Origin of the sequence: Clostridium phoceensis (assembly GCF_001244495.1) — a bacterium.
GTDB lineage: Bacteria > Bacillota > Clostridia > Oscillospirales > Oscillospiraceae > Lawsonibacter > Lawsonibacter asaccharolyticus.
Map to the genome: position 1 here is coordinate 2,701,413 of NZ_LN866274.1, position 13,286 is coordinate 2,714,698.

Consider the following 13,286-nt stretch of genomic DNA (forward strand, 5'->3'; position numbering starts at 1 on the left):
CCTCCTGTAGGCGCCTGGTCCCCTGTTGGGAACAGCCCGCCTTTTTACTTTCGCCTGGATATTCTAACAGATGTGGCTCTGTTTGACCAGAGATATTTTTGATTTTTCCGCTCAATCGCAGATTTTTTCTGGTTGAAACCGCAGATAATCCGCGGAGACCAGCCGGAACTGGATGCCGTCCTGCTCTCCCACCGCTGCCAGGCGGTGGCTCCCCCCGTGGAGGTGCCCGTAAAAGCAGCGGGTCACGCCGTACCGATGGAGCAGATCCAGGATCTCCTGGCACCGGTACCCCTGATACAGGGGCGGATAGTGCAGGAAGCAGTATTTCTCCCGCTCCCCCGCCGCCTTCAGTGATACCTCCAGCCGGATCAGCTCCCGGTTGAAGATCTTGGCACTGTGCCCGCCTCGTTCCTCCTCGTAGAACCAGCCCCGGGTGCCGCACAGGGCGATGTCTCCATAGAGATGGCTGTTGTTGTGGAGCAGTTGAAAGGAAGAAAACCCATTTTCCTGGAAAAAGCGGTCCATTTTGGCTGCGGTGGTCCACCAGTAGTCATGGTTCCCCTTCAAAAGCAGCTTCCGCCCTGGGAAGGAACTGAGGAAAGCAAAGTCCCGCCTCGCCTCCTCCAGGCTCATGCCCCAGGACAGATCCCCGCAGAGCACCACGGTGTCCCCGGGCTCCAGCACGGACAGTCCCTCCCGCAGCTTCTCCACATATCCCGTCCATCCGCCGCCGAAGACATCCATGGGCTTGTCGGAGCTGAGGGACAGGTGGGTATCTCCAATGGCGTACAGGGCCATCGCTTACTCCAGCATCCCCAGCACCGCGTCCACCATGTGGTCCTTTTCCACGGTCTGTGTGAAGCGGATCTCCTTGTCCCGGAGGGATGCCAGCGGCTTGGGGGCGGGCATCCCGGTCTTTTCGCTCAGCTCGTCCAGCAGCTCCAGCCCGTTCTGCTTCTCCTCCTCGCCCAGGGCGCTGAGGACGCTGTCGCAGAACTTGAAGGGACTGGCGGTGGAGACCACGATGCAGGGGGTCTGGTCCCCCGTCTCGCTCCGGTACTGCTCCAGGGCGTCGAAGGCCACGGCGGTGTGGGGGTCGATGAGGTAGTCGTACTTCTGATAGATGCGGCCGATCACGGCCTTGGTCTCCGCGTCGTCGCAGAAATAGCCAGCGAACCGCTTCTGCAGCTTCTCCCTCACCCGGTCGCTGACCTGATAGGTCCCGGTGGCGGACAGCTGGGCCATGTAGTCCTTCACCTGCTCGTCATCCTGGGTCAGCGCCAGCAGGAGCCGCTCCAGGTTGCTGGAGATCAGGATGTCCATGGAGGGAGAGATGGTGTTGTGGAAGGCGCGGTTGCGGTCATAGCGGCCGGTGCGGATGAAGTCAGTGAGCACATTGTTGCTGTTGGAGGCGCAGATCAGCCTGTCGATTGGGACCCCCATCTCCCTGGCGTAGTAGGCGGCCAGGATGTTGCCGAAGTTTCCTGTGGGGACGCAGACGTTCACCGCCTGGTCTGGCTGGATCTTCTCGTCCCGCAGCAGGTCGCAGTAGGCGGAGATATAATAAACGATCTGGGGCAGCACCCGGCCCCAGTTGATGGAGTTGGCGGAGGAGAGGAAGTACCCCCGGCGGGCCAGCTCCTGGCGGAGCGCCTCGTCGGAAAAGAGCTTCTTGACTCCGGTCTGGGCATCGTCAAAGTTGCCGAAGACCGAGCAGACGCCCACATTCTTCCCCTCCTGGGTGACCATCTGAAGCTCCTGGATGGCGGAGACACCGTCCTTGGGGTAGAAGACCAGGATGCGGGTGCGGTCCACATCCCGGAAGCCCTCCAGCGCCCCCTTCCCAGTGTCCCCGGAGGTAGCCACCAGGATGCACACCGTCTTCTCCTCCTCCGTCTTCACCAGAGAGGCTGTGAGCAGATGGGGCAGCATCTGAAGGGCCATGTCCTTGAAAGCACAGGTGGGGCCGTGCCACAGCTCCAAGCAGAAGGTTCCGTCATCCAGGGCGCGGACCGGGGCCACGGCGGGAGTGTCGAATTTTTCCGGCCCGTAGGCCGCCGCAGCGAACTCCGTCAGCTCCTTGACGGAGAACTCGTCCAGAAACAGCTTCATGATATAGACCGCCCGCTGCTGATAGGACATCTCCTTCAGGTCAGACAGGGACTTGCCCGGCAGCTTGGGCAGATACGCCGGGGTCATCAGGCCGCCGTCCGGGGCCAGCCCTTGGGCGATGGCCTGAGATGCCAGATATGTGGTGTTCTTATCTCGTGTGCTGATGTACTGCATTTCTCTCAGTCCTTTATCCAGTCAAATCTCGATCATCAAGACCACAGGGCCGCCTCGCCCCGCTATTCAATCTAATGCTTTATTATGCCAGTTCTTTTCTCTCCGGTCAAGCGTTTGTCGCAAAAAAGAGGGGCAGTCTCCCCTTCTCCCCGATTTTCTCCCCCCGGGCCCCGCCCATTTTCCGGATCGGGGCAGGGGGACGTCAAAAAGCGTCAGGGATGACATAGATCTCCGGGGCCCGGGTCGCCAGCCCCTGGGGCGCGTAGATCTCCACCACGTCGAACCTGGGCTGGAGCTGCGTGGGATGCTCCGCCAGATAGAGCTGGGCCGTGGTCCGCAGCTTCTCCTGCTTCCTCCGGTCCACGAACTCCCGCGCCTGGGCCACCCGTCCGTCCTTCCGCAGCTTGACCTCCACAAAGCAGAGGAAAGGCCCCTCCTCCGCGATCAGGTCCACCTCGCCAAACCGGCAGCGCCAGCCGGCCTCCACCAGGCGGCACCCGCGCCGGCGCAGCTCCTCCGCCGCCAGAGCCTCTCCCCACCGGCCCAGCAGCCTGCTCTCTCCCCCGCTCACAGGTCTTTTAAAAAGGTGCGGCGGTGGATGGGACTGGGGCCGTACCGGCGCAGCATCTCATAGTGCAGTCGGGTCCCGTACCCCTTGTGCCGCTCGAACCCGTATTGTGGATAGCGCTCCGCCATCTCCAGCATGAAGCGGTCCCGGCTCACCTTGGCCAGAATGGAGGCGGCGGCGATGGAGGGCGAGATGCTGTCCCCTTTCACCACGCACCAGTGGGGAACGGTAATGGCGGCAGAGCGCCCGTGGTCCCGGTTTCCGTCGATCAGGGCAAAATCCGGGCGGAGGGAGAGCCCTTCTATGGCCAGCTGCATGGCCCTGATCCGCGCGCTGAGGATATCGGTCCGGTCGATCTCCTCAGCCTCCACCCGGGCTACCGACCAGGCCAGCGCACTCTGTTGGATGAGTGGAAAGAGCGCCTCCCGTTTTTTTTCTGTCAGCTTCTTGGAGTCATTCAGGCCGGGGATGTCCGCGCCCTGGGCCAGGATCACCGCCGCGGCGTACACCGGTCCGGCCAGAGGTCCGGCCCCCGCCTCGTCACAGCCGCAGACCCGGACAAAGCCGGCCTCCACTGCTTTCTGTTCATACTCTCCCGGTCCCATGCCTTCCTTCCTTTTCTCCAGGCTGCTCATATAGACGTTCCTTCTGGTGTCTCTAGTGTAAAGCGTCCCAGCTTCCCGGCCCTGTATTCATCCAGCAGGACCCGAGCCATCCGCTCCGTGTCCAACTCGCCGCCGGAGATGCGCATCCCCCGCTTTGCCGCGCCGGCCTCCAGCAGCCGGTAGCCGTAGGCGATGTCGTTTTCCTCCTCCTGGCGGGCAGGAACTTCCGGCAGCTTGTAACTCTGGGTCAGGACCTGGGGATAGTGCTCCCCAAGATAGGCCATCAGATGACAGCCCAGGGTCTCCACATCCATGATTTCGTCTTTGACAGCGCCTGTAAAGGCAAGTACCATGCCAGTGTGCGGGTCCTCAAATTTCGGCCATAGGATGCCCGGTGTGTCCAGCAGATCCAGGGCACTGTCCACGTTGACCCACTGCTTGCCCCGGGTAACGCCGGGGCGGTCCCCCGCCTTAGCCGACTTCTTCCGGGCCACCTTATTGATAAAGGTGGACTTTCCCACGTTGGGGACTCCCACCACCATGGCCCGCACCGGACGGCCTACCTGGCCCTTCTCCCTCCATTTTGAGATCTGCTCCTTCAGCACTTCCTGGGTCACAGAGGAGAACTGGTTTACACCCCGGCCGGTCTTGGCATCAGTCTCCAGCACCGCATATCCTTTTTTCCGGAAATACTCGCCCCAGGCCCGGTTCTGGGCCGGGTCGGCCTGATCTGCCCGGTTCAGCACGATCAGCCGGGGCTTATCGGCGCAGATGGCATCGATGTCCGGGTTCCGGCTGGAGATGGGGATGCGGGCGTCGATGATCTCCGCCACGATGTCCACATGCTTCAGGTCCGCCTCGATCTGCCGTCGGGTCTTGGTCATATGTCCCGGATACCACTGAATATTCAACTCTCGTCTTCTCCTTCCCTACGGCGGAGGGCGTGCTCCGCTCTCCCCGCCGCCATGGTATAAAAAGGGAGCGGTACCAGTACCGCTCCCTTTTTATGTTGGATTACAGGGCTTCCTTGATCTTGGCGGACTTGCCCACGCGGTCGCGCAGGTAGTACAGCTTGGCGCGGCGGACCTTACCGTGGCGGACGGTCTCGATCTTCTCAATGGAGGGAGCGTGGACGGGGAACACCTTCTCCACACCGACGCCGTAGGACACGCGGCGGACGGTGAAGGTCTCCTCCAGACCGCCGTGCTTCTTGGCGATGACGGTGCCCTCAAAGACCTGGATACGCTCGCGGTTGCCTTCCTTGACCTTGATGTGCACCCGCACGGTGTCGCCCACCTCTACGACGGGGGGCTCAGCCTTCAGGTGCTTCTGAGTAAAAGCCTGCATGAGATCCATAATGATTCCTCCTGTTTATATAGGCGTTCTTGCCGGCCGTCTGCCCCGCTGTCGCTGGGGCGCCGCAGAGGACCGCCCGTTATCAGACCAAAGGATTATACCACAGTATTTTTCAAAATGCAAGTAGAATTTCCCTGTTTTTCGCCTTTCTCACACCGAATCATAAGCCTCCCGGTGGCTCTCCGTCCGCCGGACCTCCACCTTCGGGAAGTGCCGGGAGAGGAACTGCACCAGCGCTGGGCACACTACATCCTCTGTGGCAAAATGGCCCGCGTCCATCAGATTGATGCCCAGGGCCTTTGCTTCCAGGTATTGGTCGTACTTCACGTCGGCAGTGACGAAAGTGTCACACCCCGCCGCCAGGGCGTCGGAGAGCATGGAGGCGCAGGCGCCGCCCCCCACCGCCACCCGGCGCACCGGCCGGCCCGTCTCCACGAAACGGATGCTGCAGGCGGAGAGCTTTTCCTTGATAAAGGCGGCAAATTCAGCGGCGGAACAGCCGGCCTGAGGGGCCGTCCCAACCCGGCCGATGCCGTAGGGCCGCCCCTGTCCGTCAGTCCCGTCCCGGCAGAGCAGTTCCACACCGTCCAGCTCCAGGGCCCGGGCCAGACAGTCATTGACGCCCCCCTGGGCGGCGTCCAGATTGGTGTGGGCGCACACCGCCCCGATACCCTGTTCCGCCAGCAGGAGCAGGGTCCGCCCGGTGCTGGTCTGGTCGGTAAGGGCCTTTACCGGATGAAAGATCACCGGGTGGTGGGAGACGATCAGCTCCGCCCCCCAGCGGCCGGCCTCCGCCGCCACCGCCTCCGTGATGTCCAGAGACACCAGGCCCCTCCGGACCTCCCGCTCTCCCCGGCCCACCAGGAAGCCCGCATTGTCAAAGTCCATCTGGGTGTCGAAGGGGGCCCACTGGTCCAGAGCCCGGTAGACGTCTATTATCGTTGCTGCCATGCATCCCACTCCTTCCGCATCTCCATCAGGCCCTCCAGGACCTGCTCCAGCTCCCTGCGGCGCGCCTCCGCCGGCGCCCGGGAGCGGGCCATCCCATCCAGGGCGCGCCTCACCCGCCCCAGCAAGTGGTCCAGCAGCAGGCCCCGGAGCGGGTCCTCCATCCCCGGGTACTGGCGCCCCGCCCACTCCTCGGCGGGCGTCATGGGGACCGCGCCTCCCTGTCTCGCCAAAATTATACTGTAAAGGGTTTCCCCTTCCAAAACCGTTTTCTCCCGTAGGCATAGAAATCCATTGCGCCACAGCCAACCCCGCAGCTCCGCCTGGGTGCTCATGGGCTGGAGAATAATTGGAAAGTCTTTTTCCTTTACCCATGGCGCCGCTTCCAAGATATTAGTGATAGTCTCCCCACCCATCCCGGCGATGACCAGAGTGTCCACCTCCTCCGGAGCGATCCCAGCGAGGCCGTCGCACAGGCGGAAGGACATCCGCTCAAAGCAGCCGCAGGCCCGGGCGGTGGCCCGGGCCCTGGAGAGGGGCCCCTCCCGCACATCTGAGGCGATGGCGCTGGGGATGCGTCCGTTCTGGAGCAGCCATGCCGGGAGATAGGCGTGATCCGTCCCCACATCAGCCAGCCGGGCCCCCTCCGGGATCATCTCCGCCACCCCCTGGAGCCGGGGGCTCAGCTCCGCCCGCTTCTCCATAGTCACAGGGACAGGCTGACCGTCAGGTAAAGGGCGTGGGCAAAGTCCCGGGCTGCCTCATCCCGCTCTTCATTCATAAAGGGCTCCTGGGGCCCGAAGTCCCGGCGGCACAGCATGCCGAGATAGTCCATCTCCCCGTGCTTGCACCAGCGCTTCAGCCCCTCGTCCCACAGGTCCGCGCCCCGGTCGGGGTGATAGCCGCAGCTGGCGATAGCAGCCACCTGCTTCAGCTTCCAAAGGGCGGGCTGACGGCCCTCCGGCCCATAATACTTGTTGGGTGCATAGATCAGCCGGTCCATCACCGCCTTCATAGGCGGAGTGCAGTACCAGGAATAGATAGGGCTTGCAAGGATAAGTACTTCACTGGTCTGGACGGAATCAAAGATGGCCTGCATGTCGTCCTCCTGGGGGCAGCCAAAGGTCCCCCAGGGCGTGCTCTGGCACTGCTTGCAGGACAGGCAGGGCAAAATGGTCCGGTCATAGAGCCAGATCATATCCTGCTCGATCCCCATGTCCCGGTTCTCCTCCATAAATGCCCGCAGCAGAGCGGCGGTATTGCCGTTCTTCCGGGGGCTCCCCATCAAAACCGTATATTTCAACGCTGTTTCCTCCCCTGTTGTTTAATGAATAAAAAAGCGGGGCGGATTGCTCCGCCCCGCTTTTTCAGCAGCTCAGTTTTCGGCGGCGATCATGGCGTTGACCTGCTGGAGCAGATCATCCACGTCCACCCCGTGGACCATGCAGGCCTGCTCCACGGTCTCCCCGCGGGAGGCAGGGCAGCCCAGGCAGTGCATGCCGATCCCCATGAAGAGGGGGGCGGTCTGAGGCGCAATGTTGAGGATATCACCGATGATGGTGTCCTTGGTGATGGTCATAGCAGAATTCCTCCGTTTTCTTTGGAATAAGAATAGTATATCCTATCGACAGGATTTTTGCAATGGAGAATTTTATGTTTTCTGCTTTCTCCAGATGTGGTCTCTTTCCCTGAGAAAGAGGACGGCCCCCCTATCTTCTCAGCCCCGGGACCTCCTTCCCGCTCCTCAACATCTGAGAAAGGGTGGAAAAGAGAAAAAGGGCGCCCGGTGGGCGCCCTTTTTTCCTGGATGAAATCAGCCCTGCTGCTCGCGCATCTTGGCGAAGCACTCGCTGCAGTAAACAGGACGGTCGGACTTGGGCTCAAAGGGGACCCGAGCCTCGCCGCCGCAGGCAGCGCAGGTGGCAGTGAAGTACTCACGGGGGCCACGGGCCGCGTTCTTGCGGGCGTCACGGCAGGCCTTGCAGCGCTGGGGCTCGTTCTGGAAGCCGCGCTCCGCGTAGAACTCCTGCTCACCGGCGGTAAAGGTGAACTCATTGCCGCACTCTTTGCATACCAGGATCTTGTCTTCGTACATGGTTTTCCCTCTCTTTGACTCGTTCCCCATTTTTCATGGGTGGTGTAATATTTGCGATCAGCTCTTGCTGAGATCGCCGGAAGAAAGTTGCTGCGCCACCTTTCGCCTGATCCGCTGAACGGCGTTGTCCACTGACTTAGTGGAGCGCCCGACCTGGCTGGCGATCTCGGCGCAGGAGAGACCGCCCAGATAGTAGGATAGGATTTCTGCCTCGAAACCGGATAATTGTCCCTTCAGAGCGTCTAGGCGCTCTCTCAGTTCTTCCCTGCCGATGACAACATCTTCCGGGCTCTCTTCGCTGGAGAACAGGTGTGCGCTGGTTCCGTCAAAAAGAGGGGTTTCGAATGAGACGCTATGGTTCAGGGGAAAGTGTTTATCCCGCTGCGCCGCCCGGACGGCGGCATAGAGCCTGCTGCGGACACAAATCTCCGCATAGGTGCGGAAGGAGGTCTCCTTGCCGCTCTGGAAGCCGCGGATGGCGGCCAGCAGTCCTAGCATCCCCTCCTGGATCAGATCCTCGCTGTCGCCGCCTGCCAGAAAAAGCGGGCGGGCACACACTCGCACCAGACGTGTATAGCGGCCGACCAGCTCGGTCTCTGCCAGCGGGTCGCCGGAGGCGGCCAGACGGCAGAGCGATTCATCCGAGTAAGACTGTGTTTGGGACTGCACCAAATCCATATACTATGGCTCCTATACATAATAAACAAAACCGACGGATTTGTCAAGAAAAATTTTGAATCGATTTGTGAAAGTCTCACAGAGCAGGAAAACTGCCCCTTGTCACGAACTTCCACACCTTCCAGTTTTCTGTCACAGGGCGGCGATCTGGTCCGCCAGCCGCTGCGCCGCCGCCTGGGCCGTATCCTGATCTCTGGCCTCCACCATGACCCGCATCAGGGCCTCAGTGCCCGAGGGGCGCACCAGCACCCGGCCCTCGCCGGCCAGCTTCTCCTCCTCCGCAGCCACGGCATCGGCCAGGGCCTGGCTGGCCATAACGGCCTTTTTCCTGTCGTTGTCGGCGACCGGGATGTTGATGAGCACCTGGGGATACCGCTGGCAGATCCCGAACACCTCAGAGGCCCGTTTCCCGCTCTCCTTCAGCAGAGCGAGCACCTGGAGGGCGGTGAGCTGCCCGTCTCCGGTGGTGGCGTGCTCTAGGAAGATCATGTGTCCCGACTGCTCTCCTCCAATGGCATAGCCCTTCTCCAGCATACGCTCCAGCACGTTGCGGTCGCCCACGGAGGTGCACTCCAGGTCCATCCCGTGCTCTTTGGCGAACAGATGCAGCCCCAGATTGGACATGACGGTGGCCACCACCGCGTTTCCTGGCAGCTTCCCCTTCCGCTTCATGTCCAGACCGCATGCCGCCATGATCTGGTCGCCGTCGATCAGCTCCCCCCGCTCATCCACTGCCAGGCAGCGGTCTGCGTCGCCGTCAAAGGCGATACCGATGTCATAGCCCCCAGCCCTTACCATGGCGGCCAAGGCGTCCATGTGGGTGGAACCGCACTTTTCGTTGATGTTGACCCCGTCCGGGTCGGCGTTGATGACGTCGGTGCGCAGCTTGGAGAAGCGGTCGAACAGGCGGGCGGCGGTGGCGGAGGCGGCACCATTGGCACAGTCCACCAGGATGCGCAGGCCGCCCAGGGGGGAGTCGATGGTGGACTCCAGGTGGTCGATGTAGTCCTCTGACGCCTTGGGGGCCACATAACTCACTTTGCCGATCTCCCCGTGGGTCTTTCGGGGCACGTCGGTGTGGCCGAAGAGGACGATCTCCTCGATCTTCTCCTCCAGCTCGTCGGACAGCTTGAAGCCCTGGCCGTTGAAGATCTTGATGCCATTGTGCTCGAAGGGGTTGTGACTGGCGGAGATGACGATGCCCGCATCCGCCCCCTCGTCCACCGTCACCCAGGCCACGCCGGGGGTGGGCAGGGTGCCCAGGTCNTCCAGGTGGTCGATGTAGTCCTCTGACGCCTTGGGGGCCACATAACTCACTTTGCCGATCTCCCCGTGGGTCTTTCGGGGCACGTCGTTGTGGCCGAAGAGGACGATCTCCTCGATCTTCTCCTCCAGCTCGTCGGACAGCTTGAAGCCCTGGCCGTTGAAGATCTTGATGCCATTGTGCTCGAAGGGGTTGTGACTGGCGGAGATGACGATGCCCGCATCCGCCCCCTCGTCCACCGTCACCCAGGCCACGCCGGGGGTGGGCAGGGTGCCCAGGTCCAGCACGTCGGCCCCCGCGGTGCACAGCCCCGCGATGAGGGAGCCCTTCAGCAGGTCGCCGGAGATGCGGGTATCCTTGCCGATGGTGACCAGGGGCTTCTCCCCCGGCTGCTTGCCCTTGGCCAGCACCTCCGCCGCCGCCAGGCCCACCTTATAGGCCAGGTCCGCGTCCAGACCGGCGTTGACCACGCCCCGGATGCCGTCAGTTCCGAATAGTTTACCCATATATGATTACCTCTTTCTTCCGAATTGATCAAAGTTTTCCTTCAATGCCCGCTCCACAGGGAACATGCTGCCCACAAGCACTGCCAGCTGCACCCCTGTCACCGGAATACACCACATCCCGGTCTCCTCTGTGCCCCGCCCCAGGGCAGGCAGCATAGCCAGCAGGCTCAGAGGAAGCATGACAGCCCCCGCCCGAGACCAGAGCTTCCCGCACACCCGGTGGGCAAAGTCCCAGGTCTGCTGATTTTTCATGGATCGTGCGGTGCGGTAACCGTAGAGGGAGTTGATGCTCTTGGGCGGCTTTGTCAAAAAACGCCGGCCAAAAAACAGCATCACCAGCGGGATCAGCAGGGACGAGGCGGTGCAGAAAAGCCAAAAGCCCATGGTCCTCTCCCCTTTCCGATTTAGAAGCTCAGCTGGTCCAGTCCGCCGCCGCCCGCGCCCCCGGGCATCGGCAGCCCCAGGTGCTGATAGGCCTTGGGAGTGACGCAGCGGCCCCGGGGGGTCCTGGTGAGGAAGCCCAGCTGCATCAGGTAGGGCTCATACACGTCCTCCAGGGTGACCGCCTCCTCGTTGATGGTGGCCGCCAGGGTCTCCAGCCCCACCGGGCCGCCCCGGTAATTTTCGATGATGCTCCGAAGCATCCGGTGGTCGATGGAGTCCAGCCCCAGGGGATCGATCTCCAGGGCGGTAAGGGCCTGGTCTGCCACGTTCCGGGTGATGACGCCCCCAGCCCGCACCTGGGCGAAGTCCCGCACCCGGCGGAGCATCCGGTTGGCGATGCGGGGCGTCCCCCGGGAGCGGCGTGCGATCTCCATGGCTCCCTCCGGCTCGATGGGCACCTCCAGGATGCCGGCGGAACGGGTGACGATCAGGGCCAGCTCCTCCGGACTGTAAAGCTCCAGCCGCAGCGTCACACCGAATCGGTCCCGCAGGGGGGCGGACAGCTGTCCGGCCCGGGTAGTGGCCCCGATGAGGGTGAACCTGGGCAGGTCCAGGCGGATGGAGTTAGCTGAGGGCCCCTTGCCGATGATGATGTCGATGGCGTAGTCCTCCATGGCAGGGTAGAGCACCTCCTCCACCGCCCGGTTCAGGCGGTGGATCTCGTCTACAAAGAGGATGTCGTTCTCGTTCAGGTTGGTAAGCAGGGCGGCCAGGTCCCCCGCCTTCTCGATGGCTGGGCCGGAGGTGATGCGCACGTTCACCCCCATCTCATTGGCGATGATGCCGCTGAGGGTAGTCTTGCCCAGTCCAGGGGGGCCGTGGAGCAGCACATGGTCCAGGGGCTCATGGCGCATCTTGGCCGCCTGAATGAACACCTCCAGGTTGCCCTTGGCCTTCTCCTGGCCGATGTACTCCCGCAGGGTCTTGGGCCGCAGGGAGTACTCTCCCTCGTCCTCCCGGGTGAGGGAGGTGGTCACCAGGGGCTCCTCCAGCCCCTCCGCTTCAAATTCTGTGTTGGAAAAATCAATGGCCATAGGTCCACTTCCTGTTCATTGGTCCGATCCCGGCCGCACGCGCCCCACCGGTCAGGGCAGGTCGTACAGCAGGTCGCATTTGGGATATTCCCGATAGGTCCCCTCCGGGAGCTCCATGCCGAAGCCGTCGAAAAAGATCTTAGGCGGCTCGGCGCTGATGACCTCTAGCAAGGTGCCAGCGGCCGCCAGCAGAGGGCGCCCTCTCCCCTACTGTTGTGGGTGGGCGGCATCGAACCCGTCTGCCAGCTTCGTCAGCTTCTTCAAAAAGGCCTCCTCGCCATAGGTCCATAGCTTCTCCAGCCTGCCGCAGCCGGCGGTGATCCCTGTGAGCCGGATCCTGCCGTCCCCCAGGTCGGCCAGCAGCAGGCTCAGCGAGACCAGATCCCGGTCTGTCAGGCTGAACCGCTCAAACACCCGGACAATAAAGCGCGCCCCCTCTGTCTCATAGACACTCCCTCCCCCGTCGGTAACAGACTGGCTCCCCGCCAGGATCCCGTCCCGGAAATAACGGAAGACCTCGTCCACGCCCCAGCGGGCGGAAAACTCACGCTCCAGCGTTGCCATCGTGTCCCCTCCTTCGGCGGACTCAGCCGGTGAGCTGGTCCGCCAGTGTCCTGATCCAGTCCATCGTCTCATCCACTCCGGCTATATCAGCATACTGGTGGGACGCGCCTGGGACAACGGACAAAAACAGCCTGCCGTTCCGGCCCGCCAGCATCATGGTCAGGGTAAGGCGGTAACCTCTTGAATGAGTATAAATATATTTCTCATACACCCGGAAGGCGCAGCGGACGCCATCCCGCCGGCCGTCCCACTGGCCCGCCAGGGTCACCGTATCCTGCATTTGGATCAGGTTCCACACCACATTGGTCCGCATGTCCATGATCCCCCGGTGCAGATAGTCCAGCACCTCATCAAAGTCGTAGACCCCCGGTATGTTCCGCTCCAGCTTCTTCATCGTCCCCTCCTGTCCCGGCCGCCCACGGGGCGGGCCTCGCCGCAGCTCATGCCACTGCGGTCTCCAGCGCGGCAGAGGAGCCGCCGTCCATCACTGCCCGGTCGATCAGGGTCAAAACCTGTCTAAAATCGCCGCAGAAGTGTTTTTCATATTTGGCCGCCGCGTCCCGGCACCCTTCAGCCTTTCTCCAGGACCCTCATCCCCTGGAACATGTTTGCGCCGTCGGAAAAAATCTCCAAAAATTTGTCCTCACCCCAGTGAATGGAGATCCCCAGACCGCCCCCACGCCCGGCGGCGGAGATAGCGGATGCGAAGGTATCCCCGCCGTCATTGACCAGGGTGAGCGTCAGGCTTAGATAGTTGTCCCCCATCAGACTGTATCGCTCATACACCCGGACGGCAACCCGGGCACGTTCAGAGGAATAGTCGCTGCTCCCCGTGCATTCCCCGTGGTTTTTGGTGAGATGGGTATGGAAATACTGCAGGATATCGTTAAAGGAATAGCCGCTTGGAAACACACATTCAAACTTGGCCATTTCCCTGC

18 protein-coding genes are annotated in these 13,286 nt (G+C 62.2%); all 18 read right to left on the minus strand.

The window, feature by feature from the left end:
* Window positions 1-111: 111 nt before the first annotated feature.
* The 18 genes from BN1969_RS13925 to BN1969_RS14015 all read right to left on the minus strand — a co-directional run bounded on the left by BN1969_RS13925 (window position 112) and on the right by BN1969_RS14015 (window position 13,278).
* The gene (locus tag BN1969_RS13925) at window positions 112-798 is read right to left on the minus strand and encodes a metallophosphoesterase (RefSeq protein ID WP_050624861.1); all 687 of its coding nucleotides are present in this window, start codon (window positions 796-798) and stop codon (window positions 112-114) included.
* 3 nt (window positions 799-801) lie between these two features.
* Window positions 802-2,286, minus strand: coding sequence for a threonine synthase (gene thrC / locus BN1969_RS13930; protein ID WP_050624862.1), 1,485 nt, complete (start codon window positions 2,284-2,286; stop codon window positions 802-804).
* A 202-nt stretch (window positions 2,287-2,488) separates the two neighbouring features.
* A complete protein-coding gene (locus tag BN1969_RS13935) occupies window positions 2,489-2,857 on the minus strand; it encodes a YraN family protein (protein ID WP_050624863.1) in 369 nt (122 codons plus the stop codon).
* Window positions 2,854-3,459, minus strand: coding sequence for a ribonuclease HII (locus tag BN1969_RS13940; protein WP_050625490.1), 606 nt, complete (start codon window positions 3,457-3,459; stop codon window positions 2,854-2,856). The genes BN1969_RS13935 and BN1969_RS13940 overlap by 4 nt, the downstream gene beginning before the upstream one ends.
* A 26-nt stretch (window positions 3,460-3,485) precedes the next feature.
* Entirely contained in the window at window positions 3,486-4,370 is an 885-nt protein-coding gene (ylqF, locus tag BN1969_RS13945; protein WP_050624864.1) for a ribosome biogenesis GTPase YlqF, read from the minus strand.
* Window positions 4,371-4,473: 103 nt separating this feature from the next.
* The gene (gene rplS / locus BN1969_RS13950) at window positions 4,474-4,815 is read right to left on the minus strand and encodes a 50S ribosomal protein L19 (protein WP_050624865.1); all 342 of its coding nucleotides are present in this window, start codon (window positions 4,813-4,815) and stop codon (window positions 4,474-4,476) included.
* Between the two features lie 150 nt (window positions 4,816-4,965).
* On the minus strand, window positions 4,966-5,766 hold the full coding sequence (locus BN1969_RS13955; protein ID WP_050624866.1) for a Nif3-like dinuclear metal center hexameric protein: 801 nt from the start codon (window positions 5,764-5,766) through the stop codon (window positions 4,966-4,968).
* Complete coding sequence (locus tag BN1969_RS13960) at window positions 5,751-6,467, minus strand: class I SAM-dependent methyltransferase (protein ID WP_050624867.1); 717 nt, start codon at window positions 6,465-6,467, stop codon at window positions 5,751-5,753. Before BN1969_RS13960 ends, BN1969_RS13955 begins: the two co-directional genes overlap by 16 nt.
* Window positions 6,468-6,469: 2 nt before the next feature.
* Window positions 6,470-7,066: a flavodoxin family protein gene (locus BN1969_RS13965; RefSeq protein ID WP_050624868.1), complete on the minus strand. Its 597-nt coding sequence runs from the start codon at window positions 7,064-7,066 to the stop codon at window positions 6,470-6,472.
* Between the two features lie 72 nt (window positions 7,067-7,138).
* Window positions 7,139-7,342 (minus strand): DUF1858 domain-containing protein, encoded by a 204-nt coding sequence (locus BN1969_RS13970; RefSeq protein WP_050624869.1) that lies wholly within the window; start codon window positions 7,340-7,342, stop codon window positions 7,139-7,141.
* A gap of 234 nt (window positions 7,343-7,576) precedes the next feature.
* Window positions 7,577-7,858 carry a zinc-ribbon domain containing protein gene (locus BN1969_RS13975; protein WP_008980609.1) on the minus strand — a complete coding sequence of 94 codons (282 nt, stop codon included), beginning with the start codon at window positions 7,856-7,858 and terminating at the stop codon, window positions 7,577-7,579.
* Window positions 7,859-7,915: 57 nt separating this feature from the next.
* On the minus strand, window positions 7,916-8,536 hold the full coding sequence (locus BN1969_RS13980) for a sigma-70 family RNA polymerase sigma factor (RefSeq protein WP_050624870.1): 621 nt from the start codon (window positions 8,534-8,536) through the stop codon (window positions 7,916-7,918).
* Window positions 8,537-8,668: 132 nt separating this feature from the next.
* Window positions 8,669-10,306: a phosphoglucosamine mutase gene (locus tag BN1969_RS13985; protein ID WP_082203607.1), complete on the minus strand. Its 1,638-nt coding sequence runs from the start codon at window positions 10,304-10,306 to the stop codon at window positions 8,669-8,671.
* 6 nt (window positions 10,307-10,312) lie between these two features.
* The gene (locus BN1969_RS13995; protein WP_050624871.1) at window positions 10,313-10,690 is read right to left on the minus strand and encodes an SdpI family protein; all 378 of its coding nucleotides are present in this window, start codon (window positions 10,688-10,690) and stop codon (window positions 10,313-10,315) included.
* Window positions 10,691-10,710: 20 nt separating this feature from the next.
* The gene (gene ruvB / locus BN1969_RS14000) at window positions 10,711-11,784 is read right to left on the minus strand and encodes a Holliday junction branch migration DNA helicase RuvB (RefSeq protein ID WP_050624872.1); all 1,074 of its coding nucleotides are present in this window, start codon (window positions 11,782-11,784) and stop codon (window positions 10,711-10,713) included.
* A gap of 207 nt (window positions 11,785-11,991) precedes the next feature.
* Window positions 11,992-12,348 (minus strand): DUF6054 family protein, encoded by a 357-nt coding sequence (locus tag BN1969_RS14005; RefSeq protein WP_050624873.1) that lies wholly within the window; start codon window positions 12,346-12,348, stop codon window positions 11,992-11,994.
* Between the two features lie 22 nt (window positions 12,349-12,370).
* Window positions 12,371-12,742, minus strand: a complete 372-nt coding sequence (locus BN1969_RS14010) for a DUF6054 family protein (RefSeq protein ID WP_050624874.1) — start codon at window positions 12,740-12,742, stop codon at window positions 12,371-12,373.
* A 176-nt stretch (window positions 12,743-12,918) separates the two neighbouring features.
* The gene (locus BN1969_RS14015) at window positions 12,919-13,278 is read right to left on the minus strand and encodes a DUF6054 family protein (RefSeq protein WP_050624875.1); all 360 of its coding nucleotides are present in this window, start codon (window positions 13,276-13,278) and stop codon (window positions 12,919-12,921) included.
* Window positions 13,279-13,286: the final 8 nt, after the last annotated feature.

Excerpts from the sequence above, each read along its gene's own strand:
- ruvB (WP_050624872.1), bottom strand. The coding sequence starts at position 11,784 with ATGGCCATTGATTTTTCCAACACAGAATTTGAAGCGGAGGGGCTGGAG.
- BN1969_RS13960 (WP_050624867.1), bottom strand. The coding sequence starts at position 6,467 with ATGGAGAAGCGGGCGGAGCTGAGCCCCCGGCTCCAGGGGGTGGCGGAG.
- BN1969_RS13970 (WP_050624869.1), bottom strand. The coding sequence starts at position 7,342 with ATGACCATCACCAAGGACACCATCATCGGTGATATCCTCAACATTGCG.
- BN1969_RS14010 (WP_050624874.1), bottom strand. The coding sequence starts at position 12,742 with ATGAAGAAGCTGGAGCGGAACATACCGGGGGTCTACGACTTTGATGAG.
- BN1969_RS14005 (WP_050624873.1), bottom strand. The coding sequence starts at position 12,348 with ATGGCAACGCTGGAGCGTGAGTTTTCCGCCCGCTGGGGCGTGGACGAG.
- BN1969_RS13940 (WP_050625490.1), bottom strand. The coding sequence starts at position 3,459 with ATGGGACCGGGAGAGTATGAACAGAAAGCAGTGGAGGCCGGCTTTGTC.
- BN1969_RS13995 (WP_050624871.1), bottom strand. The coding sequence starts at position 10,690 with ATGGGCTTTTGGCTTTTCTGCACCGCCTCGTCCCTGCTGATCCCGCTG.
- BN1969_RS14015 (WP_050624875.1), bottom strand. The coding sequence starts at position 13,278 with ATGGCCAAGTTTGAATGTGTGTTTCCAAGCGGCTATTCCTTTAACGAT.
- BN1969_RS13925 (WP_050624861.1), bottom strand. The coding sequence starts at position 798 with ATGGCCCTGTACGCCATTGGAGATACCCACCTGTCCCTCAGCTCCGAC.
- rplS (WP_050624865.1), bottom strand. The coding sequence starts at position 4,815 with ATGGATCTCATGCAGGCTTTTACTCAGAAGCACCTGAAGGCTGAGCCC.
- BN1969_RS13980 (WP_050624870.1), bottom strand. The coding sequence starts at position 8,536 with ATGGATTTGGTGCAGTCCCAAACACAGTCTTACTCGGATGAATCGCTC.
- BN1969_RS13975 (WP_008980609.1), bottom strand. The coding sequence starts at position 7,858 with ATGTACGAAGACAAGATCCTGGTATGCAAAGAGTGCGGCAATGAGTTC.
- BN1969_RS13955 (WP_050624866.1), bottom strand. The coding sequence starts at position 5,766 with ATGGCAGCAACGATAATAGACGTCTACCGGGCTCTGGACCAGTGGGCC.
- thrC (WP_050624862.1), bottom strand. The coding sequence starts at position 2,286 with ATGCAGTACATCAGCACACGAGATAAGAACACCACATATCTGGCATCT.